We start from the raw sequence: 26,340 nt of genomic DNA, 5'->3' as shown, positions 1-26,340 counted from the left end.
TGTCAGGTTCAGCGCGTGTAACCCGGCAATGCTACAGTCTGATGACGTGGGCTGTTGGCAGATTCGGCCCAAAGGATGGTCTCGCCGATATTTGCAAAGCTGCGACGAGGATAGGTCTTTCATATTGCAGCGTTTCCTGATTGTCTCCGCAAACCTTCGGAGGGTGTGTGATATGCGTTTGATATCGAGAGTGATCGGGGCTCTTGTTCTTTTGTTGCTGATCATTGTCGCGAGCGGTGCCGTCTGGCTATGGGTCTGGCCGCCGGAATTGCTGAGAGTCGGCGACGGCTACGCCGCCAAGATCGTCTGCTCGAATACTTTTATCGCCAGGCGCGATCCCGAGCGGATAATGGCCGATGACGTGCAGGCGCCAGGTAATCCGGCGCTGAAGCTTGTCCAGGTTTCGGTCAATCGGGAGGAAGGCGTGGTCACCGCGCGTTTCCTCGGCATGTTTGCACCAAACTATGCGCTTTACCGCGGCGCGCTCGGCTGCACGACGGTTCCGGACGGTGATCTGCCGGCGGCGCGTAGCGCGGTATTCCTCAATAAGGTGAGGGCGGCCAAGAGCGATTCTCTTTGGCCGGATGGCGATAGGGTTGCGCTGGGCCAGGATGAAACCGGGCGGGCGCTCTCGAAGCTCCTTGCCAATCAGGACTTTGCCGGTCCCGCCATGCGCGCTATCGTCGTGGTCAAGAACGGCCATATCGTCGCGGAGGCCTATGGCGACGGGTTCGACAAAAGCACGCCGTTGATCGGCTGGTCGATGACCAAGACGGTCAATGCCGCCATCATCGGCCGTCTGATGCTTTCCGGCCGCATGTCCTTCGACGATCAGAACCTTTTGCCGCAATGGAGCAACGATGCCCGCAAGAACATCAAGCTCAGCGATCTCCTCAGCATGGAGAGCGGCCTAGCCTTCAATGAGGGCTATGGTGCCGTCTCCGACGTGACGCGCATGCTCTATCTCGATCCCGACTCGACGAGGGTTGCGGCGAATGCGCCTCAAGAGGCGGCCGCCGGCGAGCGCTTCAACTATTCCAGCGGCACGGCAACGCTGCTCTCAAGGCTTTGGATGAACAAGCTTCCGAATGAGAGTGCTGCGATCGCCTATCCGCGTGAAGCGCTGTTTGCGCCGCTCGGCATGTCCAGCGCTGTGTTGGAGGCCGATGAACGCGGCACCTTCGTCGGCAGTTCCTATCTTTATGCGACGCCGCGCGACTGGGCGCGCTTCGGGCAATTCCTGCTGCAGGATGGTGTCTGGAAGGGCCAGCGCCTGTTGCCGGAAGGCTTTGTCGGCGCGATGCGCACCCCGACGACGGCTTCGGAAGGCATCTATACGCAGGTTCAAGCCTGGCTTGCCGGCCCTGGTGGATCGAACGCGCAGTTCGGCCTGCCGGCGGACACGTTGTGGATGCTCGGACATGATGGCCAAAGCGTCGCCATCGTGCCCTCAGCCAATCTCGTGCTCGTGCGCATGGGCCTGACGCCGGGTTGGCTGGACTACAAGCCGCAACTTCTGCTGAAGAAGATTCTGGATATTACCAGCGCCGGTCAGGAGATGGCCCAACCGGAGCTGGCGGAGTGATCCGCCCGAATCAGTAGTTGCCCTGGGCGACGTCCGAAAGGCCTTTGCGCTTGGCATCATAATAGTAGCCACGCGCATAGAGCTGAACAGCATTCACTTCTTTGTTCTCGGCCTTGTTGTCAGCCACCATCCAGGCGCCGCGCAGATATTTCGCGGCATATTTGATGTTGGTCTCCGCATCGAGCAGGCCTGCAGGCGGACCTTCATAACCCATCGACTTGGCCGTGTTGTATCTGATCTGCATCAGGCCGAAATAACCGCCCCGGTTATAGGCCTTCGGATTGTAGCGGCTTTCGCGATGAACGACGCGATGGATCAAGGATTCCGGAATTTCGTAAAGCTTGGCGTATTTCTGAATGAGCCTCGAAACGTAGCTCTTCTCCTCCGGCGGCACATCGGAATCGTAATTCTGAGGGGTCAGCACCGCCGAAACGACCGTCGGGCCGCTGGCATCGAAGTTGAAATCGTAATGCATGCGCGTGTCCGCATAACCCATGCCGGCAATCTGCATGGGCGCGGCATAAGCGACTTCGGCCGGCGCCATGATCGGCGCATCTTCGCCGGGGCGGGGCGTCGGAACGACGGACTGAATGGCCGCCACGTCCGATGTCATCGGAATGGTTGCTTGACCTTGGGCCGCGGAACCCGACACCGGCAGAAGCGCGGTATCGCCCGGACGTGCCGGATTCGGGATCGGGATGGCGACGACAGAGGGGACCACGGGTTCGTCGGAAGCCGCATAGGCCGCGGCGGCGGATGCGTTTGCTGCCGGTGTGCCGGTCGCTGCCGGTGTGTTCGCTGCTGGCGTACCGGTGACAGCCGCTATGGCGACGGTGCCCTGGTTGGCCGCATTCGGCCCAATAGCCGTCGGAGCACCCATGCGGTTCTGCGCTGACTGGATCTGATTCTGATCGACCGGGCTGGCGCCAACTCGGCCCGATTTCATCATTGCTGCCTGCTGCTGAGGCTGAGTCTGAAGGCTTGTTGCCGGTGTGGTGGAAGAAGCCACCGCTGCGCCGCCCGTGGGCGATGCAGCACCGACCGTAGCCGGGTTTGTATTCGGATGCGGCACGTTGGTTTGTGCCGACGGGAGTTCTGCCTGGGACGTTTGCTGCTGAGTGCTTGCACACCCTGCCAGGACGCCGCACATCATTGCCGAAAAGGCAACGCTACGCTTTAGGCTGGGAAATCCGATCGTTACCATTCTGTCACTTTCGAAAAAACCATACCGCCCTGCGGTGCAAATCAGCCACAGGGTTGATAAATTTATGAATCCCCCATTAACCTATCCGTGATCGCCCCGCAACCCTGGACGGCATTAAGCAGCCATCCGGCGATATCCGGCGGTTACCGCGCCGGCCGCTATCAACAGGGTTCCACCCGTGCGGTTGACGACGCGTTGCACGCTTGCCTTGCGAATAAAACCGCGCGCCATGTCGGCGACGAAAACGTAAACGAGTGAGTTCAGCGCGGCCAGGGTGAGGAAAGTAGCCTCCAAAATAACGGTTTGCTGAAGGAAGGGCTTAGAGAGGTCGAGAAACTGCGGCACGAAGGCGATGAAGAAGACGATGCTCTTCGGGTTCAAGGCAGTCACAACGTAAGCGTGCAGCAAAATCTTCAGCGGTTTTTCTTCGGGAAGATTGTCATTATCGCCCATCGGACCCGTCACGATCGGAGCGCGCCAGAGCTTGATTCCCAGAAACATGAGGTACGCTGCGCCGATCAGCTTGAGAATCGTAAACAGAGTCGCCGAGGTGGCGAGAAGAGCGCCAAGACCAGCGAGCGAAGCAGTCATCGCCGTAAAATCGCCAAGCGTTACGCCGGTTACCGTTGCCAGCGCCGTCTTGCGACCGTGGCCGAGTGCATATGAAATCACAAGGAGAATGGTCGGACCGGGGATTGCCAGCATGATGCAGGATGCGGCGGCGAAAGCGAGCCAGGTTTCGATGGACATGGAATCCTCCCTCTATTCCTATTCGCCGCCAGCAAAGACATTGGATTTGTAATCCGTCAATTAGGACTATGCGTATTTTTGTCCGATATGATCCATGACCTCGGCGAACCATGGCAAGGACAGATCGAAGGGCTTGCCGCCCTTGATGCGCGGGAATTCGATGGTGCGCAGCTTGCCGCCCTGACCTTCGTCATGGCCGGTGACACCGGAGACCTTATTCAATGCGCTTTCGACGGCGAGATCGACCATACCCTGGATCAGGCGCAGGTCTTCGCCGTTGGCGGGCGCCGAGCGGGCAAAGTAGCCCGACTTCTGCACCAGGGAGCGCTCCGCGCCGAGAAGTGTGGCGAACTGCTTCTGGAACCAGTTGCCGACATTGATGGTGTCGATCTTCACATGGCCGAAGGCATCGCGCTTGATGGTTTCACCGGCAGCTTCGCGCTCGGCGACGATGGCCTCGAGGGCGGCGCCTTCCGAAACGAACAGCGTCACCTGGCCGGTCTTATCCATGATGGCCTTCAGGCGGTCGGCTTCCGCTTCAATGTCGAACGCCATTTCCGGCAGGTAGAGGCCGTCGATGCTCTTCATCGCGGCATTCATCATGAAGCCATCTACATATTCATTGCCGCTGGTCTTCTGGATATAGGCGCGGGCTGTCGCTGCCGTCAGCCAGCCGCAGCTTCTGCCCATGACTTCATGGATGACGAGGGTGCGCGGTGCGGCGGTCTGTTCATTGCTGACATTATCGAAGAAATGCGCGCCGACTTCAGCCGCCGTCCAGGCGCCGAGAGACTGGCGGATCGGCACGACGTCGTTGTCGACCGTCTTCGGCAGGCCGACCACGGTCAGGTTGTAGCCGTTGGCGCCGAGATAGGCGGCAAGATCGGCCGCTGTCGTGTTGGTGTCGTCGCCGCCGATCGTGTGGAGAATGGTGACGCCGTCGGAGGCGAGGCGCTCGGCGGCGACGCGCAGCGGATTTTCGCCTTCCTTGACAAGGCCGCGCTTGACGCAATCGGCGGCGTTGGTGAGCTTGACGCGGCTGTTGCCGATCGGGGAGCCGCCGTAGCGGTGCAACAAATGTGCACGCTCGCGCATGCCAGGCGTCACCTCGATGCGATCAGCCAGCAGAACGCCCTGATAACCGGAGCGATAAGCTATAATGTCGAGATCGGGCGCCACGTCGCTGTAGCGCTGGATCAGACCGCCGACAGCAGAAGAGAGACAGGGCGCCAATCCGCCGGCGGTGAGCATTGCGACTTTCTGTTTGGCCATGGGGATCCTCCTTGCAGCGGGACTGCTTCATTTCGGTGATTGCCGCCCGAATGGATGCGACAGGCGGGCATGGCTGTAAAGTAAAGAATTTAAGAAACGTGCGCTTGTTTTTTCATCCGGGCGGCGAGCCGCCCGGTCGCGCCACATCGCAAATCGCGGCCTCAAAACACGCCATCATTACCGAATTGTGAAAAGTGTTTTCGATTATGCGACCAATGGACTCCTTGCAATCGCAACCATTATTTGATCAACGTGTTTCCTATTCAGAAGGGGTAGTCGAGACCATCATGTCGTTTTGGGAAAAATTGCTGAATGCTGTTGGTGGCACCGCTGGCAATGCCCTGTCGGCGGTGGTTGAAGCCATCCGCACGCTGTTCGAAGGCGATCCGGAGACCCGCCGAAAGGTGGCTTTTTCCGTCGCGATCATCGCGCTTTCCGCCAAGATGGCGAAGGCGGACGGCGTGGTGACGGAAAACGAGGTGAATGCCTTCCGCGAGATCTTCGAATTTCCGCAGGATCAGGCGAAGAATGTTGCACGTCTTTACAATTTGGCGCGCCAGGATGTCGCCGGGTATGAAGCCTATGCGGAGAAGCTATCGTCGCTGTGCGTCACCTGTGCGAAGAACTGCCCGGTGCTGGAAGACGTGCTTGACGGTCTCTTCCATATCGCCAAGGCAGACGGCCTGATCCACGAGAAGGAAATGGCGTTTCTGCAGCACATTGCGCAGATCTTCCACATGAGCGAGCAGCGGTTCGAGCAGATCATGGCGCGCCATGTCAGCGCCGGCAGGGATCCCTACAAGGTGCTTGGCGTGTCGCCGCAGGACGATTTCACGACCATCCGCCGCCGCTATCATGGCCTGGTCTATGAGAATCACCCCGACCGTCTCGTCTCGCGCGGCGTGCCGGAAGAATTCCATCTGATTGCCAACGAGCGCATGGCGGCGCTCAACGCAGCCTACGCGGAAATCGAGAAAGAACGCCGCGCCGCATGAGTTCCTTCGCGGCCGATTTTTCCGGCGCCACCGTGCAGCCGTCGCCGAACCATGGCGAGCGGCGGGACGGGCGCAAGCCGGACATGATTCTTCTGCATTATACGGGCATGGGTACGGCCGAAGGCGCGCTTGACTGGCTCTGTCGTAGCGAGAGCCAGGTGTCGAGCCACTACTTCGTCTTTGAGGACGGACGTGTGATCCAACTCGTGCCGGAGGAACGCCGTGCCTGGCATGCCGGCAAGAGTGTCTGGCAGAGGGAGGTCGACATCAATTCCCTGTCGATTGGCATCGAAATCGCCAATGCCGGCCACCCTGGCGGACTGCCGGACTTCCCCGATGCGCAGATCGAAGCGGTCATCGAACTGTGTCGTGATTGCGGCCATCGCTGGGCAATTGCACCTGAGCGTGTGCTTGCACACTCCGATGTAGCCCCTGTCCGCAAGGTTGATCCGGGCGAGAAATTCCCATGGGCACGATTGGCCGCAGCAGGCGTCGGCCACTGGGTCGAACCGGCGCCGATCACCGGCGGGCGGTTCTTCCAGAGGGGCGATGTCGGCCAGCCCATCGAGGCTTTGCAATCCATGCTCTCGCTCTACGGTTACGGCACGGAAATTACAGGGGAATTCTCCACGAAACTGGAGGGAGACGTCGAAGCTTTCCAGCGCCATTTCCGTCAGGAGCGGGTGGATGGAATCGCCGATTTTTCGACCATCGATACGCTGCATCGTTTGCTGTCCGCGCTGCCTCGCTTTTCCTAAGGGAAGGCAAGCTGTCGTTTTGTGTTGATAGAGGTGCCGTCACGCTCAAAATGCGTAACGTGCTGCAACGCCACATCATTTCCCTATTATCTCCGCATTGCGCTGGTCTAACCACGCCGCTGAACGGCGGTCGCGCAAATTAGTTTGTGTGTCGCGCGGCCGTAAAGACTAACGGGGATCGTGCACTCCGGCGGCTCTTTTTGCCTCCCGCCGGACTGATGGCTTAGTGCTGTCCGCGGTTCCGCGCCCGGAGACAAAAGACTACATGAAAAATCTGATCGTTGCGGCAGCAGCATGCCTGAGCGTGCTGCTGACAGGATATGATTGCGCCTTTGCCGACCCGCACGGCGAAAAAACCACGACCCTTCCTTTGCAGATCATCACGCGTACGAGCGGCTATCCGATGCCGGGTGTCCCTGCCGAATTGCGTGATGTGCAAAATTCCTCCACGACACAAAATCCCTATTCGGCGTTGATTGCCAAATACGCCAAGCAGAATGGCGTGCCGGTCGAATTGGCGACCGCGGTCGTTCAGATCGAAAGCAATTTCAATCCAAAACGGCGCGGCAGCGCCGGCGAGATCGGCCTGATGCAGATCAAACCTGCCACCGCGAGGCTGATGGGCTATTCGGGCAGTGCCAAGGGACTTTACGACCCCGAGACGAATATCAAGTTCGGCATGAAATACCTCGCCGCGGCGCAGGAACTTGGCGGCGGCCCGACTTGCAATACCATCCTCAAATATAATGCCGGCCACGCGGCGACGCGCATGAATCCGGTCTCGCAGAAATATTGCGGTAAGGTGCTGGCGCTCCTTGATTAACCGGAGCTTTTGAGAGGATTGCGGATAGGGAGTAACCGCTTTTCATGTTATCGAATTTGCGATCATTTGCGAGGGGCATGACATGGCAGCGGATTTCAGGTTCATCGTCGTCGGCCGGGGGATGATGGGGGCGGCTGCCGCCCGCCATCTGGCCAAACGAGTGAAGGGTGTCGCCGTCATCGGCCCGGATGAGCCGGAGGATCGCGCGAACCATCAGGGTGTTTTCGGCAGTCATTACGACGAAGGTCGGATCACCCGCACCATCGATCCCGACGCCGATTGGGCTCGGCTCGCTAACCGCTCGATCGCTCGCTATGCCGAGATCGAGCGCGACAGCGGCATCCAGTTCTATGCTCCGGTCGGTTGCCTTGTGGTCGGTTCGAAACGAGGCGGCAGAGATGCCTATGTCGGCAATGTCGTCGACGCGGCAGCTCGGCTCGGCGTCCGGACTGAGCTTCTGGACGATGCCGGGCTGAAAGCGAAATTCCCCTTCTTCTCCTTCGCTGACGGCAGCGAGGGAGTCTATGAGCCGCACGGTGCCGGACATATCAGCCCGCGGCGGCTGGTAAAGGCGCAGTCGTTGCTGGCGGAGAAGGCCGGGGCTCGCATCATCAAGCAGACCGTTGTCTCCATCCGCGACGAGGGTGGACTGGCGGTGGTCACGACGGCGGAAGGCGAGACGTTCCGGGCGGAGAAAGTCCTGCTCGCCGCCGGCGGTTTCTCCATTGCCGAGAGTCTCTTGCCGCAGCCGGTTGAGATGAAGGTTTATGGTCGCACGGTGACTTTCTTCGAAGTGAGCGAGACGGAGGCCGAGGCGCTTTCGGCCATGCCGTCGCTGATATCGTCTAAGCCTGACGATATCGACAGCATCTATCTACTGCCGCCAATCCGCTATCCCGATGGAAAATACTACATCAAGATCGGCGGCGATCCGGACGACCTCCAATTCGAAAGCGAACCGGATCTGCGTTGGTGGTTTCGAACCGCCGGCCGCGACAAGGCACGCGATCACCTGACGCGGATCATCCATGAACTGGTTCCCAGCATCACAGGGCCGTCGGCCTTCACCAATTCCTGTGTCGTTTCCTATTCGCCGACCGGCTATCCCATGATCGGTTACACGTCGTCACCACGCATTGCGGTGCTGACCGGCGGCTGCGGCACGGCGGCAAAGAGTTCGGACGAGATCGGCAGGCTCGGTGCAGAGCTGCTGCTCGAAGGCCGAATCAAGGACGACGGCTACCGCACGGATTTTTCTGCACATTTCCGCGCTTAGGTCCGAACCGGGATAAAGCTGCATATTTCGATGGCAATTGCCGGCGCTCTCGGCTAAGGGAGCCCTGCCAGTTGGCCGGGCAGCCGCGCCTCACCAATGCCGAAAGGCGGTGGGGTGAGGAAAGTCCGGGCTCCACGGAAACACGGTGCCGGATAACGTCCGGCGGGGGCAACCTCAGGGAAAGTGCCACAGAAAGCAAACCGCCGGGTCTTCGGATCGGGTAAGGGTGAAAGGGTGGGGTAAGAGCCCACCGCGTCTCTGGCAACAGCGGCGGCACGGTAAACCCCACCGGGAGCAAAACCGAATAGGGATGACGCGGATCGCGAAAGCGGTCCAGCCCGTTTCCGGGCCGGTCATCCGGGTGGGTTGCACGAGGCGGCGCGCAAGCGTCGTCCCAGATGAATGGCTGCCACGTTCCGGCCTCGGCCGGAGCCATACAGAACCCGGCTTACAGGCCAACTGGCAAATTTTCCTTCGCTGATCTCGGTGCTCTCCATTCGCCCCTGTGCAAACAAATTCTCGGACCGCCAAAAGCGTTGGTTTTCAGTCTCCCAAGCATGTCGGAGGGAGCGTTTTCGGCTGTGAAAACAATCCGCTTTGGCTCCTCGGTTTAGGCAATCCTAACCTTTCGTTAAACTTAACGGGTTATGAATATTAAGGCTGTGGCCACGTCTCCGTGGCTTCATCCCATTGACGCCCAAATGGTCCCATGGTATCCCAAAAGCACACTGCACAAGGGCAAATCAGCGCCCATTCATCGCAAAGCCATGATCCCTCCATTCTTGGAGGTGTCGGAAGAGCATTCTCTCTTTCGGCTTGCGAAGCTGTGTCCGATTTTGGCTATGTCTGCGGGCGAATGATCGCCCGTATGTCATGGGAAACGGGTGTTTCGCGTCATGAACCGCTTCCTATCGAATGCAACCAACAGGATCGATGCCAAGGGCCGGGTTTCAGTGCCGGCGGCATTTCGGTCCGTGCTGGCGGAGCGCAATATCCAGGAGCTATATTGTTTCCAGGATTTTGTGTTTCCGGCGATCAGTGTCGGTGGTCTCGATCTGCTCGATCGGTTCGAGCGGCAGATTGCGGCGGACGATCCTTTTTCGCCGCCGGCGAACGAGATGTCGCTCCTCATTCACGGGGGCGGGGTCTTCATGAAGCTCGATGCGGAAGGGCGGCTGATGGTCACGGATTTTATCCGCGGCTTCACCGGCATCGCCAACGAGGTGACCTTCGTCGGGCGAGCGGATCATTTTCAATTATGGCAGCCGGAGGCCTTTCAGGCCTTGCAGGCGCAGGCACGAGAGGGGCGCAAGCTGGCGGGCCGGCGCTCGGAATAGAACGGGGAAACGGAATGGCGGCGAATCCTGGCGGAGGCTCGACTGATGCCGGTGGCGGACCGGTTCGCCACATTCCGGTTCTTCTTGCGGAGGTGCTTGAGGCGTTGGCGCCAGCCCCCGGCAAGCTCATTCTGGACGGCACGTTTGGCGCGGGCGGCTACACTTCGGCTATTCTGGCTGCTGGCGCGGATGTGATCGCACTCGACCGTGATCCGACGGCGATCGCGGCGGGGCAGGTAATGGTTGCCGCGCATGCCGGTCACCTTTCTCTCATTCATTCGCAGTTTTCGCAGCTTGCAGATCATGCGCCGCAAGGCGGGCTCGATGGTGTCGTGCTCGACATCGGTGTCTCATCCATGCAGCTCGATGAAGCCGAACGCGGCTTCTCGTTCAACAAGAGCGGCCCGCTCGACATGCGCATGTCGGCAAGCGGCGTATCGGCGGCAGATGTCGTCAACCGTGCCAAGCTGGCCGATCTCATTCGCATCTTCGCCTTCCTCGGTGAAGAAAAGCAGGCGCCGCGCATTGCGCATGCGATCGAAAAGCGTCGGGCGGAGACGCCGTTCGTCACGACGCGCGATCTTGCCGGGCTGATCGAAATCGTCACGCCGCGAAAGGCCAAGGATAAGATCCATCCCGCGACCCGAGTTTTCCAGGCGCTACGCATCTTCGTCAACGACGAGCTTGGCGAGTTGGCGCAGGCGCTGTTTGCCGCCGAGCGCGTGCTGAAGCCGGGCGGGCGCCTGGTTGTCGTCACCTTCCATTCGCTGGAAGACCGGATCGTCAAGAAATTCTTCGCCGATCGCTCCGGCCGCGCCGCCGGTTCCCGCCATATGCCGATGGTTCATGAGCGCCTAGCGACCTTCGATCCGATCGGTAAGTCGATGATTTCCGCGAGTGATGCGGAGGCGGAAGCTAATCCGCGGGCGCGTTCGGCGAAGCTGCGCGCGGGTCTTCGTACCGCGGTGCCGGCTGAGGCGGCCGATCTCTCGATCTTCGATCTGCCCAATCTCGCCAGTCTCGGAAAGCTCGGAGGTTGATATGCTGAAGACTTTTGACATCGTTCTGATTGGCGTCATGACAGCGATGGCCACTGTCACCTACACGATCAAGCACCGTGCCGAGCTGAAACTCGAAGAGGTTCACCGTCTCGAATCGGAAATCAAGCTGGAGAAGGACACGATCGAGCTTCTGAAGGCTGATTGGGCACTGGTTGTGCAGCCGAACCGCTTGGAACGATTGGTCAACAATTACAGCAACGAGCTCAAGTTGCAGCCGACGCTGTCGACCGCGATTGTGCAGCCGAGCGAATTGCCGATGCTCCGTTCACAGCTTCCACCGGAAACGGTTGCCGATGCCAAGGATGCGGTCGAGCCCGGCAAGGCCAAGGCCGGAAGCGCGAAGCCCCACGCAAGTGCCGGCGCAGCATCGAAGAACGGAGACACGACGGATGCTGAGATCAGGAAGGCGATTGCCGATGTCGCCGCCGCTCCCGCGCCGCGTCCGGTCGCCAAAGCGCCATCGCTGCTGAAGCGCAAAAAACAAGAAGTCGACAATATCGCAACGGGATCGGTGGACGAGTGATGTCTTTTCTTTCGCGCATCATGGTCTTGAAAAGCAAGGCGCATTTCTCCACCGACGGCAATAACCGGCCGAACGACGGCGGCAGCTCGACCTTCGAAGGCGCCCGTAAACGCAAGTCCAATCAGGCCAAGAGCCGCGTCGTTCTCTTGGTCGCAAGCTTTACCGTCGTCTACTGCATCATCGGTGGCCGCCTTGCCCAATTTGCGATGACGCCGCCGGATACGACGTCGAGCATTCTGCCGCCGGACCGGCTGATGGCATCGCGCCCCGATATCGTCGACCGCAACGGTGCCCTGCTTGCGACCGATATCCGCACGGTGTCGCTATTTGCCGAACCGAACAAGATCATCGATCCCGACGAGGCGGTCGAGGAATTGCGCACCGTCCTGCCCGATCTCGACACCAAGGGCACCTATAAGAAGCTTGCTGTCAAAACCTCGCATTTTGCCTGGCTTCGCCGCCAGTTGACGCCGAAACAGCAGAGCCAGATCCTGGCGCTCGGCATTCCCGGCATCGGTTTCCGTCCGGAAAAGCGCCGCTTTTATCCCGGCGGTTCGACCGCTGCCCATATTCTCGGCTACGTCAACATCGACAATCGCGGCGTTGCCGGCATGGAGAAATACATCGACGACCAGGGGCTCGCCGATCTCGCGGCGGCCGGCATGACCAATGACCAGCCGCTGCAGCCGGTAAAGCTGTCGATCGATCTGCGCGTGCAGGACATCGTCCATGACGCCGTCGTCAACGCAGTCAATAATTTCCAGGCAAAGGGTGCGGGGGCCGCGGTGCTCGACGCGCACACCGGCGAAGTGCTGGCCATGGCGTCGGCACCTGATTTCGATCCGAACTATCCGAACGAAGGCGCTGCGGAAGGCTGGCTCAACCGTATGACGAACGGCACGTTCGAAATGGGATCGACCTTCAAGACCTTCACCATGGCGATGGCGCTTGATTCCGGCAAGGTGACCCTGCGCGACGCCTTCGACGCCACCAATCCGATCCGTATCGGCGGCTTCACCATTCATGACTTCCATGGACAGCATCGTGTGCTGACCGTTCCGGAAATTTTCCAATATTCGTCCAACATCGGCACGGCAAAGATTGCCGACCTCGTCGGTATCGACGCGCATAAGGAATTCCTGACCCGGATGGGGCTGCTCACCAAGATGGACACCGAGCTGCCCGAATTGAAGATGCCGACGCAGCCGCACGTGTGGAAGAAGATCAACTCGATCACCATTTCCTTCGGTCACGGTGTCTCCACCACGCCGCTGCAGACGGCGGTTGCCGGTGCGGCCCTCGTCAATGGCGGCAAGCTGATCGAACCGACTTTCCTGCCGCGCAGCCGCGAGCAGGCTGATGCGATCGCCAAGACCGTCGTCAAGAAGAGCACCAGCGACGACATTCGCTTCCTGCTCGATTTCAACGGCTCCAAGGGGTCCGGCCGCGCCGCCCGCGTACCCGGCTACGACGTCGGCAGTAAAACCGGCACGGCCGACAAGGTCGTCAACGGCCGTTACTCGCATACGCTGAATTTCAACACCTTCCTGGCTGCGTTCCCGATCGACAATCCGCGATATGTCATCATGACCTTCTGCGACGAGCCGAAGACCGGTGAACATGGCGGTACGATTTCGGCATACACGGCCGCGCCGATCGCTCGCGACATCATCGCCCGGGCAGCGCCCATCCTTGGAATACAGCCCAGTTTCGGAAACGGTAACTCCGCCTTGCTGGTGTCTTATTAAGCGTGAAAGAATACACGGGTCGATTCGCGAGGGGCGGACTGATCAAGAACGAAAAGTATATTCGATGAACTTGCGGGATATTGCCGGAAATGCGTTTCCGGAACTCAACGAACAAATCGGCGGGGCACTTGGCGATCTTGAGATAACAGGCCTTTCCGCCGATAGCCGTAAGGCTGCACCCGGCATGGCTTTCGTAGCTGTCGCCGGCACGAAGGCTGACGGCGCAAGTTTCATTGCCGATGCCATTTCGCGTGGCGCGTCTGTGGTCGTCTCCGGCCACGGCGCTGCCGCCGCCGGTGTGCCGCTGTTGTTGACCGTTGCGGAACCCCGCCGTTTCCTCGCTATCGCTGCTTCGCGCTTTTATGGTCGGCAACCGGAAACGATGGTCGCCGTCACCGGCACGGCCGGCAAAACCTCGGTCGCTTCCTTCACCCGTCAGATCTGGGCGCATGCGGGCCATCCGGCGGCAATGATCGGAACAACCGGCGTCATATCGCCGAGGCGCAATGACTACGGTTCGCTGACGACGCCCGATCCGGTGTCGCTGCACCAGTTGCTCGCCGAGCTTGCGGACGAGGGCGTCACCCATGCGGCGATGGAAGCCTCCAGCCATGGTCTCGACCAATTCCGCCTCGATGGCGTCAGGCTCGCCGCTGCCGCCTTCACCAATCTTGGCCGCGATCATATGGACTATCATCCGACAGTCGAGGACTACATGGCCGCCAAGATGCGGCTGTTCAGGGATCTGCTGCCGAAAGGCTCGCCGGCGGTGATCTTTGCCGACGATGCATGGTCGGAGCAGGCGATCGCGGCTGCGCGCGACGCCGGTCAGGAGATACGTACCGTCGGACGCAAGGGCGATTTCCTGGCGCTGAAGCGCGTCGAGCATTTCCGTCATAAGCAGATCGCGGAAGTGCATGTGGGCGACGATATTTTCGAGGTTCACATTCCGCTTGCCGGCGATTTCCAGGTCGCCAATGCGCTCGTTGCCGCGGGTCTTGCCATGTCCACCGGCGTTGCCGCGCCGGTTGCGATGGCGGCGCTGGAAAAGCTCACTGGTGCTCCCGGGCGATTGGAGCTTGTGGGTCATACCCATGACGGCGCGCTGGCCTATGTCGACTATGCGCACAAGCCGGACGCTTTGGAAAATGTGCTGAACTCGGTGCGGCCGTTCACCACCGGCCGCGTCATCGTGGTCTTCGGCTGCGGCGGCGACCGCGATCGCGGCAAGCGGCCGATCATGGGTGAAATCGCCTGTTGTCTGGCCGATGTGGTTGTCGTCACCGACGATAACCCGCGCTCGGAGGAGCCGGCGGCAATCCGTGCCGAGATCATGGCCGCAGCACCCTGCGCCACCGAGATCGGCGATCGCGCCAAGGCGATCCGTGAGGCAGTAGGCATGCTGAAATCCGGCGATACGCTGATCGTCGCGGGCAAGGGGCATGAGGAAGGTCAGACGATCGGCAGCGTGACGCTGCCCTTCTCCGACCATGCCGAACTGCGCAAAGCACTGGAGGAGGTAAAGTCTTGAGCTGGCTATGGACAACTGAAGACATGATCGCCGCCATTGCGGGCCGCTCCTTCGGAGCGCTGCCTGAGGGCGTCACGGGGATTTCCATCGACAGCCGCTCGATCAAGCCGGGCGAGGCATTCTTTGCCATCAAGGGCGATCGCGTCGATGGCCATGACTATGCCAACCTGGCGATGGCGAACGGTGCGGCGTTGATCGTGATCAGCGAGGCGCGGCTGCCTGCGATGGGCCGGCTGACCGTGCCGAAGATCGTGGTCGACGACGTATTGGCTGGGCTCGCCAGGCTAGGTGTTGCCGCTCGCCAGCGCACACATGCCCGCATCATCGCCGTCACTGGTTCCGTCGGCAAAACCACTACGAAGGAAATGCTGCGCCGGACGCTTTCGCCCTCTGGCACGGTGCATGCTTCCGTCGCTTCCTTCAACAATCATTGGGGTGTGCCGCTGAGCTTGGCGCGAATGCCTCAGGATACGGATTTCGGTGTTTTCGAGATCGGCATGAACCATCCGGAGGAGATACGTCCGCTGACCGGGATGGTGCAGCCGCATGTGGCGATCATCACCACGATTGCGCCGGCTCATCTCGGCAATTTCAAGAACATCACCGAGATTGCCGCCGCCAAGGCGGAGATTTTCGATGGCGTCGTGCCGGGCGGTCACGTCATCCTCAATCGCGACAACGATCAGTTCGAGTTCCTGGAGCGCGCTGCGTTGGCCGCCGGCGTCGAGCATGTGCACAGTTTCGGCCAGCATGCCAAGGCAGACGTGAGGCTCGCGGAATTCAATGCTTCGGAAGAGAATTCGACACTGTGGCTGACGATCGGCGGCGAGACGATGGAAGTGGCGATCGGCGCGCCCGGGAGGCATATCGCGGAAAACGCGCTTGCCGTTCTCGGGGCGGTGATGCTCGTCGAGGCCGATCTCGACAAGGCGGTCGATGCCTTGGCGACGCTGCAGGCGGAAAGGGGCAGGGGGCAGCGCCACAAGCGCGCGCTCGCCAATGGATATTTCACGCTGATCGATGAAAGCTACAACGCCAACCCCGCATCCATGCGCGCGGCCATCGCGCTGCTTGCGACATCTTCGCCGGACGCCAATGTCGGCGTCAGAGCGGGCAGGCGCATCGCCATCCTCGGCGACATGTTGGAAATGGGGGATTATGCCCAGAGGGTGCATGCCAATCTTGCCGGTCCGCTGCTGGCGGCCGGTATCGAGCATGTCTGGCTGGCTGGTCCGGAGATGGCAGCGTTGAGGGATGCGCTGCCGGAAAGTGTTCATGTCGAATACCGTGAGACTACGGAGGAGCTCTCGGCATTCGTGCTCAACTCGGTCGCTCCTGGCGACGTTTTGATGGTGAAATCGTCGTTGGGGATAGGATTCGGGAAGATCGTGGCAGCTTTGCTTGACAAGTTTCCAGCATTTTCCGACACGGAGCCCCACTCCCATCAGGGGCTTTAGAAAGGGCTCTTATGCTGATCTGGCTTGCCGAACTGTCGGACCATGTTCATTTTTTCAATACTCATTTCAGATTTCTCAATCTGTTCAGATACATCACGTTCCGTACCGGCGGCGCTCTGTTCACTTCGGCATTGATCGTCTTCCTCTTCGGGCCGCGAATCATCTCTTCCCTGCGTGTACGCCAGGGCAAGGGCCAGCCGATTCGCGCCGACGGTCCGCAGACTCATTTCAAGAAGGCCGGTACGCCGACGATGGGCGGGCTGATGATTTTGGCCGGCATTGTCGTGTCGTCAATGCTGTGGGCTGATCTTGCCAACGTCTATGTGGTCGCAACGCTGCTGGTGACATTGGGCTTCGGTGCCATCGGTTTCTATGACGATTATCTGAAGGTCACGAAGCAGAGTGACAAAGGCTTTTCCGGTCGCGCCCGTCTTGGCATTGAATTCGTCATCGCCGCCATCGCCGTCTATTTCATGATGAGCACGGCGCTATCCTCGGGCACTGCCGGTTCGACCTTCGGTTCGTCGATCGCGTTCCCGTTCTTCAAGAATTTCATGCTTAATCTCGGCATGTTTTTCGTGCTGTTCGGTGCGTTCGTCATTGTTTCCGCGGGTAATGCCGTGAACCTGACCGACGGCCTTGACGGGCTTGCCATCGTGCCGGTCATGATTGCGGCCGCCTCCTTCGGTGTCATTGCCTATCTCGCGGGCAACTTCGTCTTTGCGGATTACCTTGCGATCAATTTCGTGCCCGGCACCGGTGAATTGGCCGTAGTGCTCGGCGCTGTCATCGGCGCAGGTCTCGGCTTCCTTTGGTTCAACGCGCCGCCGGCGGCCATTTTCATGGGCGACACCGGTTCTCTCGCGCTCGGCGGCATGATCGGTTCGGTAGCCGTCGCCACCAAACATGAGATCGTCATGGCGATCATCGGCGGCCTGTTCGTGCTGGAGGCGCTTTCGGTGATCATCCAGGTCGGCTTTTTCAAAATGACCGGCCGCCGCGTCTTCCTGATGGCGCCGATCCACCATCACTTCGAAAAAAAGGGCTGGACGGAGAGCCAAGTGGTGGTTCGTTTCTGGATCGTTGCGGTCATCCTGGCGATGGTCGGCCTCTCGACCCTGAAGCTGCGGTGAGGCGGCGATGATCCCTGTCACCACGCTCAAGGGGAAAAAGGTCGCACTGTTCGGCCTCGGCGGCTCAGGTTTTGCCACCGCGCGGGCGCTTGTCGCCGGTGGCGCAGAGGTGACCGCCTGGGACGATAATCCCGACAGCGTGGCGAAGGCTGCAGCCGAAGGTATTCCGGCCGCCGATCTCAGAACGATCGACTGGAATAGGCTTTCGGCCTTCGTGCTGTCGCCTGGCGTGCCGCTGACGCATCCGAGGCCGCACTGGACCGTCGATCTCGCTCACGCAGCCGGCGTCGAAGTCATCGGCGACGTCGAGCTCTTCGTTCGCGAGCGGCGGGCACATGCGCCGGATTGCCCTTTCATTGCCATCACCGGCACCAATGGCAAATCGACCACGACGGCATTGATCGCCCATATCCTGCAATCGAGCGGCAGGGATACGCAGCTGGGCGGCAATATCGGAACGGCCATCCTGACGCTGGAGCCGCCGAAGGCCGAGCGCTACTACGTCGTCGAATGCTCTTCCTATCAGATCGATCTCGCCCCGACGCTCAATCCTTCCGCCGGCATTCTGCTCAATCTGACGCCCGATCATCTCGATCGCCACGGGACGATGCAGCATTATGCCGATATCAAGGAACGGCTGGTGGCCGGCAGCGGCGTTGCCGTCATCGGCGTTGACGACAGCTATTCCTCGCTGATCGCTGACCGCGTTGAGCGGGCGGGCGGCAAGGTGAGCCGCATCTCGCGCCGGCATGCGCTGGCCGATGGGCTCTATGCCGAGGGTAGCCGCATCGTCCAGGCGTCAACCGGCGCGACGGCGGAGATTGCCGATCTCGACGGCATCCAGACGCTGCGCGGCGGCCATAACGCGCAAAACGCCGCGGCAGCGATTGCCGCATGTCTGGCCGTCGGCGTTTCCGCTGACGATATCCGTGCCGGGCTCAAATCCTTTCCCGGTCTCAAGCACCGCATGCAGCCGGTCGGCCGCCGCCGCCGCGTCGTCTTCGTCAACGATTCCAAGGCGACCAATGCGGATGCCGCCGCACCGGCGCTTTCGAGCTACGACCACATCTACTGGATCGCCGGCGGCTTGCCGAAAGAGGGCGGCATCACCACGCTGGCGCCGCTCTTCCCGCGCATCGCCAAGGCCTATCTGATCGGCGAAGCGGCACCAGCCTTCGCAGCGACCCTCGGCGAGCAGGTTCCTTACGAGATATCGGGCACTTTGGAGCGCGCGGTCGCGCATGCTGCAGCCGATGCCGACAAAGACGAACATGAGACGGCGGCGGTGATGTTGTCACCGGCTTGCGCAAGCTTCGATCAGTACAAGAATTTCGAGGTCAGGGGTGATGCCTTCGTCAGCCACGTGGCTGCGATCGAAGGTGTCACCATGCTGGTCGGTTCAGCAACAGGAGGCGATTGATATGGTAAGCCGCGTCGAGCGTGGGGCCTTGGCCGAATGGTTCTGGACCATCGACCGTGTATTCCTCTCTCTTTTCATCCTATTGATCGGCATTGGCTTCATGCTTTCCTTTGCGGCTTCGCCGGCAGTGGCGGAACGCATCGGGCTCGAGCCTTTCCACTTCGTCAAGCGCCACGCCCTTTTCCTTGTTCCGGCGATCGCGGCGATGATCGGCATTTCCTTCATGACACCGCGGCAGGTGCGGCGCACGGCTGTGATCCTGCTGATCGTCTCGCTGGCGATGATGCTTTTCGCGTTGTTCTTCGGTGTCGAGGTCAAGGGATCGCGGCGCTGGGTGAATATCGCGGCGCTTTCCATCCAGCCCTCCGAATTCATGAAACCGGCCTTCGTCGTCGTCTGCGCCTGGCTGTTTGCCGAGCATGCGCGCCAGCCGGAAATTCCGGGCAATCTCTTCGCCATCATCCTCTTCGGCATTGTTGCGGCGCTCCTCGTTGCGCAGCCCGACCTCGGGCAAACGATCCTTACCACCGCTGTCTGGGGCGGCATGTTCTTCATGGCCGGCATGCCGTGGCTGTGGATCGGAGTGCTTGGCGGCCTCGGTGCCGGCGGCTTCGTGGCGGCCTATTACGTCTTTCCCCACGTGGCGCTTCGCGTCGACAAGTTCATGACCGGCGAAGGCGATACGTTCCAGGTCGATACGGCCAAGGAGGCGATCATCCACGGCAACTGGTTCGGCGTTGGTCCGGGTGAAGGCATCGTCAAGCGCATCATTCCGGATGCCCATACCGACTTCATCTTCTCGGTGGCTGCCGAGGAATTCGGTGTCGTCTTCTGCATGGTGCTCGTCTGCATCTTCGCCTTCTTGGTTCTGCGTGGCCTGTCGCATGCCTATAAGGAAAAGAACGATTTCAACCGCTTTGCCGTCGCAGGGCTGGTGCTGCAGATCGGTATTCAGTCGATCATCAATGTCGGCGTGAACCTGCAGTTGCTGCCGGCCAAGGGCATGACCCTGCCGCTGATCTCTTATGGCGGGTCGTCGATGACCGCGATCTGCGTGACGGCGGGCTTCATCCTGGCCCTGACGCGTCATCGGCCGGAAAAGAGAGCGCAGGACCGCAGCCTCTTTCGCGTGACGCATGGATTGCCGGCGGAGTGATCGAGTTGGACCTATCTGCGCTTCGTCCCTATCTCCCGGATTACGCTCATTCTTCGTTCGCTTTCGTAAAGACGGGGATCTATGAAGGAAGCTTGACGCGCTCCGGTGACGCGGAAGAGGCGGCTTCCTATATTAGGGAGATGCCCCATGCAGGGGCTATTCGCGGGAGCGAAGATCATGAGTAAAGGTATTATCCTGCTTGCCGCCGGCGGAACCGGCGGCCACGTTTTTCCGGCCGAAGCGCTGGCCTACAAGCTGAAGGAGCGCGGTTATTACGTGCACCTCGTCACCGACAGCCGCGCTGAACGCTATGCCGGCAAGTTTCCGGCGGATGAGATTCATGTGGTGCCGTCGGCAACGATCGGTTCCAAGAACCCAATCAAGGTCGCAAAGTCGCTTTGGACGCTGTGGACGGGCATGCGCGCCGCCCGCAAGCTGATCCGCAATATCAAGCCGCTCTGCGTCGTCGGTTTCGGTGGTTATCCGACCGTGCCGCCGCTGCTTGCCGCCACCCGCATGGGCGTGCCTGCGATGCTCCATGAGCAGAACGCCGTGATGGGACGCGCGAACAAGGCACTTGCTGCCCGCGTTCAGGCGATCGCCGGGGGCTTTCTGGAGAAGGGCGGCGCGTTTCCGGAGAAGACGGTAACTACCGGTAACCCGGTGCGACCAGCCGTAATCGAAGCGGCCAAGCGGCCCTATGTGCCGTCTGGCCCGGATGATCCTTTTAATCTGGTCGTCTTCGGCGGCAGCCAGGGTGCTCAATATTTCTCCAAGGCGGTCCCGACAGCGATCAGCCTGTTGGAAGAGCCGCTGCGCAAGCGCCTGCGGATCACGCAGCAGGTGCGCCCCGAGGATATGGAGACGGTCAATAGCTGTGCCAGGAGGCTGGAGATGGGCGCCGATGTGGCGCCGTTCTTCACCGACATGGCAGAGCGCATCGGTGCTGCCCATCTCGTCCTCTGCCGCTCCGGTGCGTCGACCGTATCGGAACTCGCCGTCATCGGCCGTCCGGCGATCCTCGTGCCTTATCCATACGCGCTCGATCACGACCAAGCGGCCAATGCGGCCGCCCTAGCGGCAACGGGCGGCGTCAAGGTCATAGCGCAAGCAGAACTGACACCGGAGAAGCTCTCGACGATCCTGCGCGGCGCGATGACGATGCCGGAGAAACTGGCGAAGATGGCGGCTGCGGCCAAACAGGCCGGCAAACCGGATGCGGCGAGCTTGCTCGCCGATATGGTTGAGGCTATTGCCGCAAAACGTTCAATTCAGGAATTCAAGGGGGCGGGCGTATGAAGCTGCCGAAGGCTATCGGCCTCGTACATTTTATCGGTATCGGCGGTATCGGGATGAGCGGCATTGCCGAAGTGCTGCATAATCTCGGCCATCGCGTGCAGGGGTCGGACCAATCGGAGAGCGCCAACGTGCAGCGGCTGCGCGATAAGGGCATCGCGGTCCATATCGGTCACAAGGCGGAGAATCTCGGCGACGCCGAAGTCGTGGTGGTCTCCACCGCCATCAAGAAGAGCAATCCGGAACTTGCCGCCGCCCGCGAAAAGCTGCTGCCGGTGGTGCGTCGCGCCGAGATGCTGGCCGAGCTGATGCGCTTCCGCAACGCCATCGCCATCGGCGGTACGCATGGCAAGACGACGACCACCTCGCTGGTCGCGACCCTGCTCGAAGCCGGCGGACTTGACCCGACCGTTATCAACGGCGGCATCATCAACGCCTACGGTACGAATGCCCGCATGGGCGAGGGCGAGTGGATGGTGGTGGAGGCCGATGAATCGGACGGCACGTTCCTGAAGCTGCCCGCCGATGTCGCCGTCGTCACCAATATCGATCCGGAGCATCTGGATCACTACGGCAATTTCGACGCCGTGCGTGCCGCCTTTCGGCAGTTCGTCGAGAATGTGCCGTTCTACGGCTTCGGCGTCATGTGCCTCGACCATCCGGAAGTGCAGTCGCTGGTCGGCCGCATCGAAGACCGCAAGGTCATCACTTACGGCGAAAATCCACAGGCGGATGTGCGCTTCATGAATGTGCGCATCGACGGAACGCGCTCGCTGTTCGATATCCAAATTCGCAGGCGCCGAACGGGGAAGGTCTTCGAGATCAAGGATCTCGTCATGCCGATGCCCGGCCGGCACAATATTTCCAACGCGACTGCGGCGATCGCCGTTGCCAACCGGCTCGGCATCTCCAATGAGGCGATCGCCAGGGGGCTCGCCTCCTTCGGCGGCGTTAAGCGTCGTTTCACGCTCACGGGCGAATGGAACGGCGTGAAGGTCTTCGACGATTACGGCCACCATCCGGTGGAGATCAAGGCCGTGCTTAGGGCGGCGCGCGAGGGCTGCCAAGGCCGCATCATCGCCGTTCACCAGCCGCACCGCTACACGCGCCTGTCGAGCCTGTTCGAGGAGTTCGCTGCCTGCTTCAACGATGCCGACAGCATTTTCCTGGCGCCGGTCTATGCAGCCGGCGAGGACCCGATCGAAGGCGCGGATTCGCAGGCTCTGGTATCGCGCATCAAGGCAGGTGGCCATCGCGACGCGCGCTATCTGCAGTCGCAGGAGGATCTTGCCCGCATGGTCGCGGAGATTGCACGACCGGGTGATTTTGTGGTTCTCTTGGGGGCTGGGAGCATCACGTATTGGGCAGCTTCATTGCCAAAGGAATTGGAAGGCCTCTCGGGTAAGTCCGCATGAAACAGGTGAATGGGGAAAAACTTCTGGCGTCGCTCGGCGACAGCGTAAAGGATATTCGCGGCCGGTTGACGCCGGACGCGCCGATGGATCGCGTCACATGGTTTCGCGCCGGCGGGCTGGCGGAGCTGATGTTCCAGCCCCATGACACCGACGATCTGATTGCTTTCCTGAAGGTCCTGCCGGCCGAAGTGCCGTTGACGGTGGTGGGTGTCGGTTCGAACATCCTGGTGCGCGATGGCGGCATTCCTGGCGTTGTCCTGCGTCTTTCGGCCAAGGGCTTCGGCTCGGTCGAGCTCGCCGGCGAGAACCGCATCATGGCCGGCGCTATTTGCCCGGATAAGCATGTTGCCGCCATGGCCATGGATAACGGTATCGGCGGCTTTCATTTCTACTACGGCATCCCGGGCGGCATCGGTGGCGCGGCGCGCATGAATGCCGGCGCCAACGGCTCCGAGACCCGTGATCGCGTCGTCGAGGTGCATGCCGTCGACCGCAAGGGCAAGAAGCATGTGCTGACCAATGCCGAGATGGGCTACACCTATCGTCATTCGACCGCATCGGACGATCTGATCTTTACCCATGTTCTTTTCGAGGGGTATGCCGAGGACCGTGCCAAGATTCGGGCCGAGATGGACGCCGTGCGGGCGCATCGCGAGACTGTGCAGCCGATTCGCGAAAAGACCGGCGGTTCGACATTCAAGAACCCCGAAGGGCATTCCGCCTGGAAGCTGATCGATGAAGCCGGCTGCCGCGGCCTCGTGATCGGCGGCGCCCAGATGTCGTCGCTGCATTGCAATTTCATGATCAATATGGGGCAGGCGACCGGCTACGATCTCGAATATCTCGGCGAGCAGGTGCGCCGCGAGGTTTTCGAGAAGTCCGGCATCAAGCTGGAATGGGAAATCAAGCGCCTCGGTTGCTTCATGCCCGGCCGGGAAGTGCGCCCCTTCCAGGGTGTGACCACGGAGTAGGTTTGCTCTGCAATTGGCTCAAACTTCATAAAATGATTCAACAAAAAGGCCGGGTTTTCATCCGGCCTTTTCAATTGATTATCGTGAAGTCTTCAGACTTCGTCATTGCCTGAAAGCAGGATACCGATCAACGAGAGCAGTGCTGCGCCCGCCAGATAGTAGCCGACATAAACGAGGCCGTAGGTCGTCGCGAGCGATGTGGCGATGTAGGGAGCCAGGGACGCACCGACAATGCCGGCAAGATTGAAGGTCATCGACGCGCCGGTGTAGCGCACGGTGGTCGGGAAGGGCGCGGCCAGCGCGGCGCCGATAGGGCCATAAGTGAAGCCCATCAGAGCGAGACCAATGATCGAGCAGGCGAAGGCACCGGCAAGGCCGGCCATCAGCAGCGACGCATAGAACAGGCCGAAGATGAAAATGCCGATCGTCGTCAGGATCAGAACCAGCTTGCGCGAATAACGATCCGATAGCAGGCCGGAGACCGGAATCATCAGGCCGAAGAACACGACTCCGACGAGCTGGACGACGAGGAACTGACCTTGCGAGTAGCCAAGACCTGCCGGCAGTGGCCCGGAGCCCGGAGGCCTGGTGCCCCAGCTCAGGGTGAAGGCGGTCATCAGATAGAACAGCACGAAAGTCGCAACAGCGATGATGGTGCCGAGAATCAGACTGCGGAGGTGCGAACGGAAGATGACCGCGATCGGAACCGAGACGCGTTCTTCCTTCTCGATTGCGCGCTGGAATTCCGGAGTTTCCGTGATCTTCAGACGAACATAGAGACCGACGGCAACAAGCACGACGCTGATCAGGAAGGGAACGCGCCAACCATAGTTGAGGAAGTCCGCATCAGCCATGCTTTCGCGCAGAATCAGGAAGAGGCCGGCCGACAGGATGAAGCCGATGGGGGCGCCGAGCTGCGGGAACATCGCGTACCAGCTTCGCTTGCCTTCTGGAGCGTTTTCCGTCGCAAGCAATACTGCGCCGCCCCATTCGCCGCCGAGACCCAGACCCTGACCGAGGCGGCAAAGCGCCAGCAGTATCGGTGCGAGAACGCCGATCGACTCATAGGTTGGCAACATGCCGATTACGACCGTCGAAAGACCCATGGTCATCAGAGCCGCGACAAGCGTCGCCTTGCGGCCGATTCGGTCTCCGAAGTGACCGAAGATCATCGCGCCGATCGGCCGCGCGAAGAACGCGATCGAGAACGTTGCAAAGGACTGCAGCGTCGCTGAGGTCGGATCGCTGGCAGGAAAAAACAGCTTCGGGAAGACGATAACAGCCGCCGTTGCGTAAACGTAGAAGTCGAAAAATTCGATTGTCGTACCGATAAGGCTCGCGATCAGAACGCGTGCCGGGGAATTCGCAACAACGCTGTTCGAAGACGAGGGTGTCGGCGATAAAGGAGATATCGCGTCAGTCATGGTCCCACCAATTTAGATAATGCTAAGGTTGCCTTAGCGGCAAGGGGTGTCCTTAGCGCAATTTTTGTTCGGCGCAAACGTCTAAGAAGCAAGAAATCGACGAGCCTACTGATCTTCGTAGCAATCATTGGTTTGAAAGCGAGAGATCGTGCGTCTGCCGTCCTGGCGGGCGTTTGTCCCGCAAAGTCTTGACCGGAATCTTTTTCTCGTAGATGGCTGACTTTCGCTCTGGTTGAGAGCGGAGGAGATAGTTTTATGCAGAAAAAATTGATTGCGGAATTTTTTGGAACGTTTTGGCTGGTATTTGGCGGCTGCGGAAGTGCAATTTTTGCGGCGGCTTTTCCGAGCCTCGGTATCGGTTTTCTGGGTGTTGCCTTCGCGTTCGGGTTGACGGTGCTCACCATGGCCTTTGCAGTTGGCGGTGTGTCGGGCGGCCATTTCAATCCAGCGGTTTCAGTGGGACTTGCGGTTGCCGGCCGCTTCCCCGGCTCGCATCTCATTCCTTACATCATCGCTCAGGTCATCGGCGCGATCGTCGCTGCGGTTGTTCTTTACCTTATTGCCAGCGGCAAGGCTGATTTCCAGCTTGGCGGCTTTGCGGCTAATGGTTATGGCGAGCATTCTCCGGGCGGCTATTCGCTGACATCCGCGTTGGTTGCCGAAATGGTGCTGACGCTATTCTTTCTGATCGTGATACTCGGCTCGACTAGCGGCAAGGTGCCGCCCGGATTCGCGCCGATCGCCATTGGCCTTGCGCTGACGCTGATTCACCTGATCTCGATTCCGATCACCAATACTTCGGTCAATCCGGCCCGTTCCACCGGCCAGGCCTTGTTTGTCGGCGGATGGGCGCTGCAGCAGCTTTGGCTGTTCTGGGTGGCCCCGATCGTCGGTGGCGCGCTCGGCGGTATCATCTGGAAACTGCTCGGCGATCGCGACTGATTCAGCGAGCCAATAAGCCTAAGGAAGGCCCGCGCCGGAGACCCCGCCGTGGGCCTATTTGTTTAAAAATTTCTAAAAGTCGATATTCAAACATAGCAACTCCATGATTCTAATGGCAGAATTCGTTAAGTCGATTTGATTCGTGAAAATTGGCCGCCATGAGAGCTGTCGAAAGTTAACGAAAGTAAACGCTTCATTAACCTTAATGTTGTTCTAATGGAGCCTACAAGATGTGGCGAGAATCGCTGCTCAGCGTATCGAGC

The 26,340-nt window shown here is 60.2% G+C and carries 22 protein-coding genes and 1 other RNA gene; 19 read left to right on the top strand and 4 right to left on the bottom strand.

Annotated elements, in window-relative coordinates:
• Window positions 1–172 precede the first annotated feature (172 nt).
• On the top strand, window positions 173–1,585 hold the full coding sequence (locus tag K290_RS34190; protein ID WP_051264047.1) for a serine hydrolase domain-containing protein: 1,413 nt from the start codon (window positions 173–175) through the stop codon (window positions 1,583–1,585).
• 10 nt (window positions 1,586–1,595) lie between these two features.
• Here K290_RS34190 and K290_RS0113415 read toward each other — a convergent pair whose 3' ends face one another.
• The 3 genes from K290_RS0113415 to K290_RS0113405 form a co-directional block, all read right to left on the bottom strand.
• On the bottom strand, window positions 1,596–2,789 hold the full coding sequence (locus tag K290_RS0113415) for a transglycosylase SLT domain-containing protein (RefSeq protein WP_028752410.1): 1,194 nt from the start codon (window positions 2,787–2,789) through the stop codon (window positions 1,596–1,598).
• A 114-nt stretch (window positions 2,790–2,903) separates the two neighbouring features.
• A complete protein-coding gene (locus tag K290_RS0113410; RefSeq protein ID WP_028752409.1) occupies window positions 2,904–3,539 on the bottom strand; it encodes a LysE family translocator in 636 nt (211 codons plus the stop codon).
• 66 nt (window positions 3,540–3,605) lie between these two features.
• The gene (locus K290_RS0113405; protein WP_028752408.1) at window positions 3,606–4,811 is read right to left on the bottom strand and encodes a pyrophosphate--fructose-6-phosphate 1-phosphotransferase; all 1,206 of its coding nucleotides are present in this window, start codon (window positions 4,809–4,811) and stop codon (window positions 3,606–3,608) included.
• A 287-nt stretch (window positions 4,812–5,098) separates the two neighbouring features.
• On the opposite strand from K290_RS0113405, the gene K290_RS0113400 reads away from it, so the two are divergent.
• The 17 genes from K290_RS0113400 (at window position 5,099) to murB (ending at window position 23,711) form a co-directional block, all read left to right on the top strand.
• Window positions 5,099–5,806, top strand: a complete 708-nt coding sequence (locus tag K290_RS0113400) for a J domain-containing protein (RefSeq protein WP_028752407.1) — start codon at window positions 5,099–5,101, stop codon at window positions 5,804–5,806.
• Window positions 5,803–6,564: an N-acetylmuramoyl-L-alanine amidase gene (locus K290_RS0113395; protein WP_028752406.1), complete on the top strand. Its 762-nt coding sequence runs from the start codon at window positions 5,803–5,805 to the stop codon at window positions 6,562–6,564. Before K290_RS0113400 ends, K290_RS0113395 begins: the two co-directional genes overlap by 4 nt.
• Window positions 6,565–6,829: 265 nt before the next feature.
• Window positions 6,830–7,387, top strand: coding sequence for a lytic transglycosylase domain-containing protein (locus K290_RS0113390; protein WP_028752405.1), 558 nt, complete (start codon window positions 6,830–6,832; stop codon window positions 7,385–7,387).
• An 82-nt stretch (window positions 7,388–7,469) separates the two neighbouring features.
• Window positions 7,470–8,663 carry an NAD(P)/FAD-dependent oxidoreductase gene (locus tag K290_RS0113385; protein WP_028752404.1) on the top strand — a complete coding sequence of 398 codons (1,194 nt, stop codon included), beginning with the start codon at window positions 7,470–7,472 and terminating at the stop codon, window positions 8,661–8,663.
• A gap of 67 nt (window positions 8,664–8,730) precedes the next feature.
• Window positions 8,731–9,130, top strand: an RNA gene (gene rnpB, locus K290_RS35865) — RNase P RNA component class A.
• 429 nt (window positions 9,131–9,559) lie between these two features.
• A complete protein-coding gene (mraZ, locus tag K290_RS0113380) occupies window positions 9,560–10,000 on the top strand; it encodes a division/cell wall cluster transcriptional repressor MraZ (protein ID WP_028752403.1) in 441 nt (146 codons plus the stop codon).
• A 14-nt stretch (window positions 10,001–10,014) separates the two neighbouring features.
• Window positions 10,015–11,040 (top strand): 16S rRNA (cytosine(1402)-N(4))-methyltransferase RsmH, encoded by a 1,026-nt coding sequence (gene rsmH / locus K290_RS0113375; protein WP_028752402.1) that lies wholly within the window; start codon window positions 10,015–10,017, stop codon window positions 11,038–11,040.
• Between the two features lies 1 nt (window position 11,041).
• The gene (gene ftsL, locus K290_RS0113370; protein ID WP_028752401.1) at window positions 11,042–11,584 is read left to right on the top strand and encodes a cell division protein FtsL; all 543 of its coding nucleotides are present in this window, start codon (window positions 11,042–11,044) and stop codon (window positions 11,582–11,584) included.
• A complete protein-coding gene (locus K290_RS0113365) occupies window positions 11,584–13,332 on the top strand; it encodes a peptidoglycan D,D-transpeptidase FtsI family protein (protein ID WP_028752400.1) in 1,749 nt (582 codons plus the stop codon). Before ftsL ends, K290_RS0113365 begins: the two co-directional genes overlap by 1 nt.
• A 64-nt stretch (window positions 13,333–13,396) precedes the next feature.
• On the top strand, window positions 13,397–14,863 hold the full coding sequence (locus tag K290_RS0113360) for a UDP-N-acetylmuramoyl-L-alanyl-D-glutamate--2,6-diaminopimelate ligase (RefSeq protein ID WP_028752399.1): 1,467 nt from the start codon (window positions 13,397–13,399) through the stop codon (window positions 14,861–14,863).
• On the top strand, window positions 14,860–16,320 hold the full coding sequence (locus K290_RS0113355) for a UDP-N-acetylmuramoylalanyl-D-glutamyl-2,6-diaminopimelate--D-alanyl-D-alanine ligase (RefSeq protein WP_028752398.1): 1,461 nt from the start codon (window positions 14,860–14,862) through the stop codon (window positions 16,318–16,320). The genes K290_RS0113360 and K290_RS0113355 overlap by 4 nt, the downstream gene beginning before the upstream one ends.
• A gap of 11 nt (window positions 16,321–16,331) precedes the next feature.
• Window positions 16,332–17,453 (top strand): phospho-N-acetylmuramoyl-pentapeptide-transferase, encoded by a 1,122-nt coding sequence (mraY, locus tag K290_RS0113350; protein ID WP_028752397.1) that lies wholly within the window; start codon window positions 16,332–16,334, stop codon window positions 17,451–17,453.
• A 7-nt stretch (window positions 17,454–17,460) separates the two neighbouring features.
• Complete coding sequence (gene murD, locus K290_RS0113345; protein ID WP_028752396.1) at window positions 17,461–18,873, top strand: UDP-N-acetylmuramoyl-L-alanine--D-glutamate ligase; 1,413 nt, start codon at window positions 17,461–17,463, stop codon at window positions 18,871–18,873.
• A 1-nt stretch (window position 18,874) separates the two neighbouring features.
• Window positions 18,875–20,029, top strand: a complete 1,155-nt coding sequence (gene ftsW, locus K290_RS0113340; RefSeq protein ID WP_028752395.1) for a putative lipid II flippase FtsW — start codon at window positions 18,875–18,877, stop codon at window positions 20,027–20,029.
• Between the two features lie 177 nt (window positions 20,030–20,206).
• Window positions 20,207–21,328: an undecaprenyldiphospho-muramoylpentapeptide beta-N-acetylglucosaminyltransferase gene (gene murG, locus K290_RS0113335; protein ID WP_028752394.1), complete on the top strand. Its 1,122-nt coding sequence runs from the start codon at window positions 20,207–20,209 to the stop codon at window positions 21,326–21,328.
• A complete protein-coding gene (murC, locus tag K290_RS0113330; protein ID WP_028752393.1) occupies window positions 21,325–22,740 on the top strand; it encodes a UDP-N-acetylmuramate--L-alanine ligase in 1,416 nt (471 codons plus the stop codon). Before murG ends, murC begins: the two co-directional genes overlap by 4 nt.
• Window positions 22,737–23,711, top strand: a complete 975-nt coding sequence (gene murB / locus K290_RS0113325) for a UDP-N-acetylmuramate dehydrogenase (protein ID WP_028752392.1) — start codon at window positions 22,737–22,739, stop codon at window positions 23,709–23,711. Before murC ends, murB begins: the two co-directional genes overlap by 4 nt.
• Window positions 23,712–23,803: 92 nt before the next feature.
• Here the strand turns inward: murB and K290_RS0113320 are convergent, their stop codons facing one another.
• On the bottom strand, window positions 23,804–25,135 hold the full coding sequence (locus tag K290_RS0113320) for an MFS transporter (RefSeq protein ID WP_028752391.1): 1,332 nt from the start codon (window positions 25,133–25,135) through the stop codon (window positions 23,804–23,806).
• A gap of 255 nt (window positions 25,136–25,390) precedes the next feature.
• Here K290_RS0113320 and aqpZ point away from each other — a divergent pair, with 255 nt between their 5' ends.
• On the top strand, window positions 25,391–26,077 hold the full coding sequence (gene aqpZ / locus K290_RS0113315) for an aquaporin Z (RefSeq protein ID WP_028752390.1): 687 nt from the start codon (window positions 25,391–25,393) through the stop codon (window positions 26,075–26,077).
• Window positions 26,078–26,340: the final 263 nt, after the last annotated feature.

This window comes from Rhizobium leucaenae USDA 9039 (assembly GCF_000426285.1).
In the GTDB taxonomy this organism is placed as follows: Bacteria; Pseudomonadota; Alphaproteobacteria; order Rhizobiales; family Rhizobiaceae; genus Rhizobium; species Rhizobium leucaenae.
This window is presented reverse-complemented; position numbering and strand designations above follow the sequence as displayed.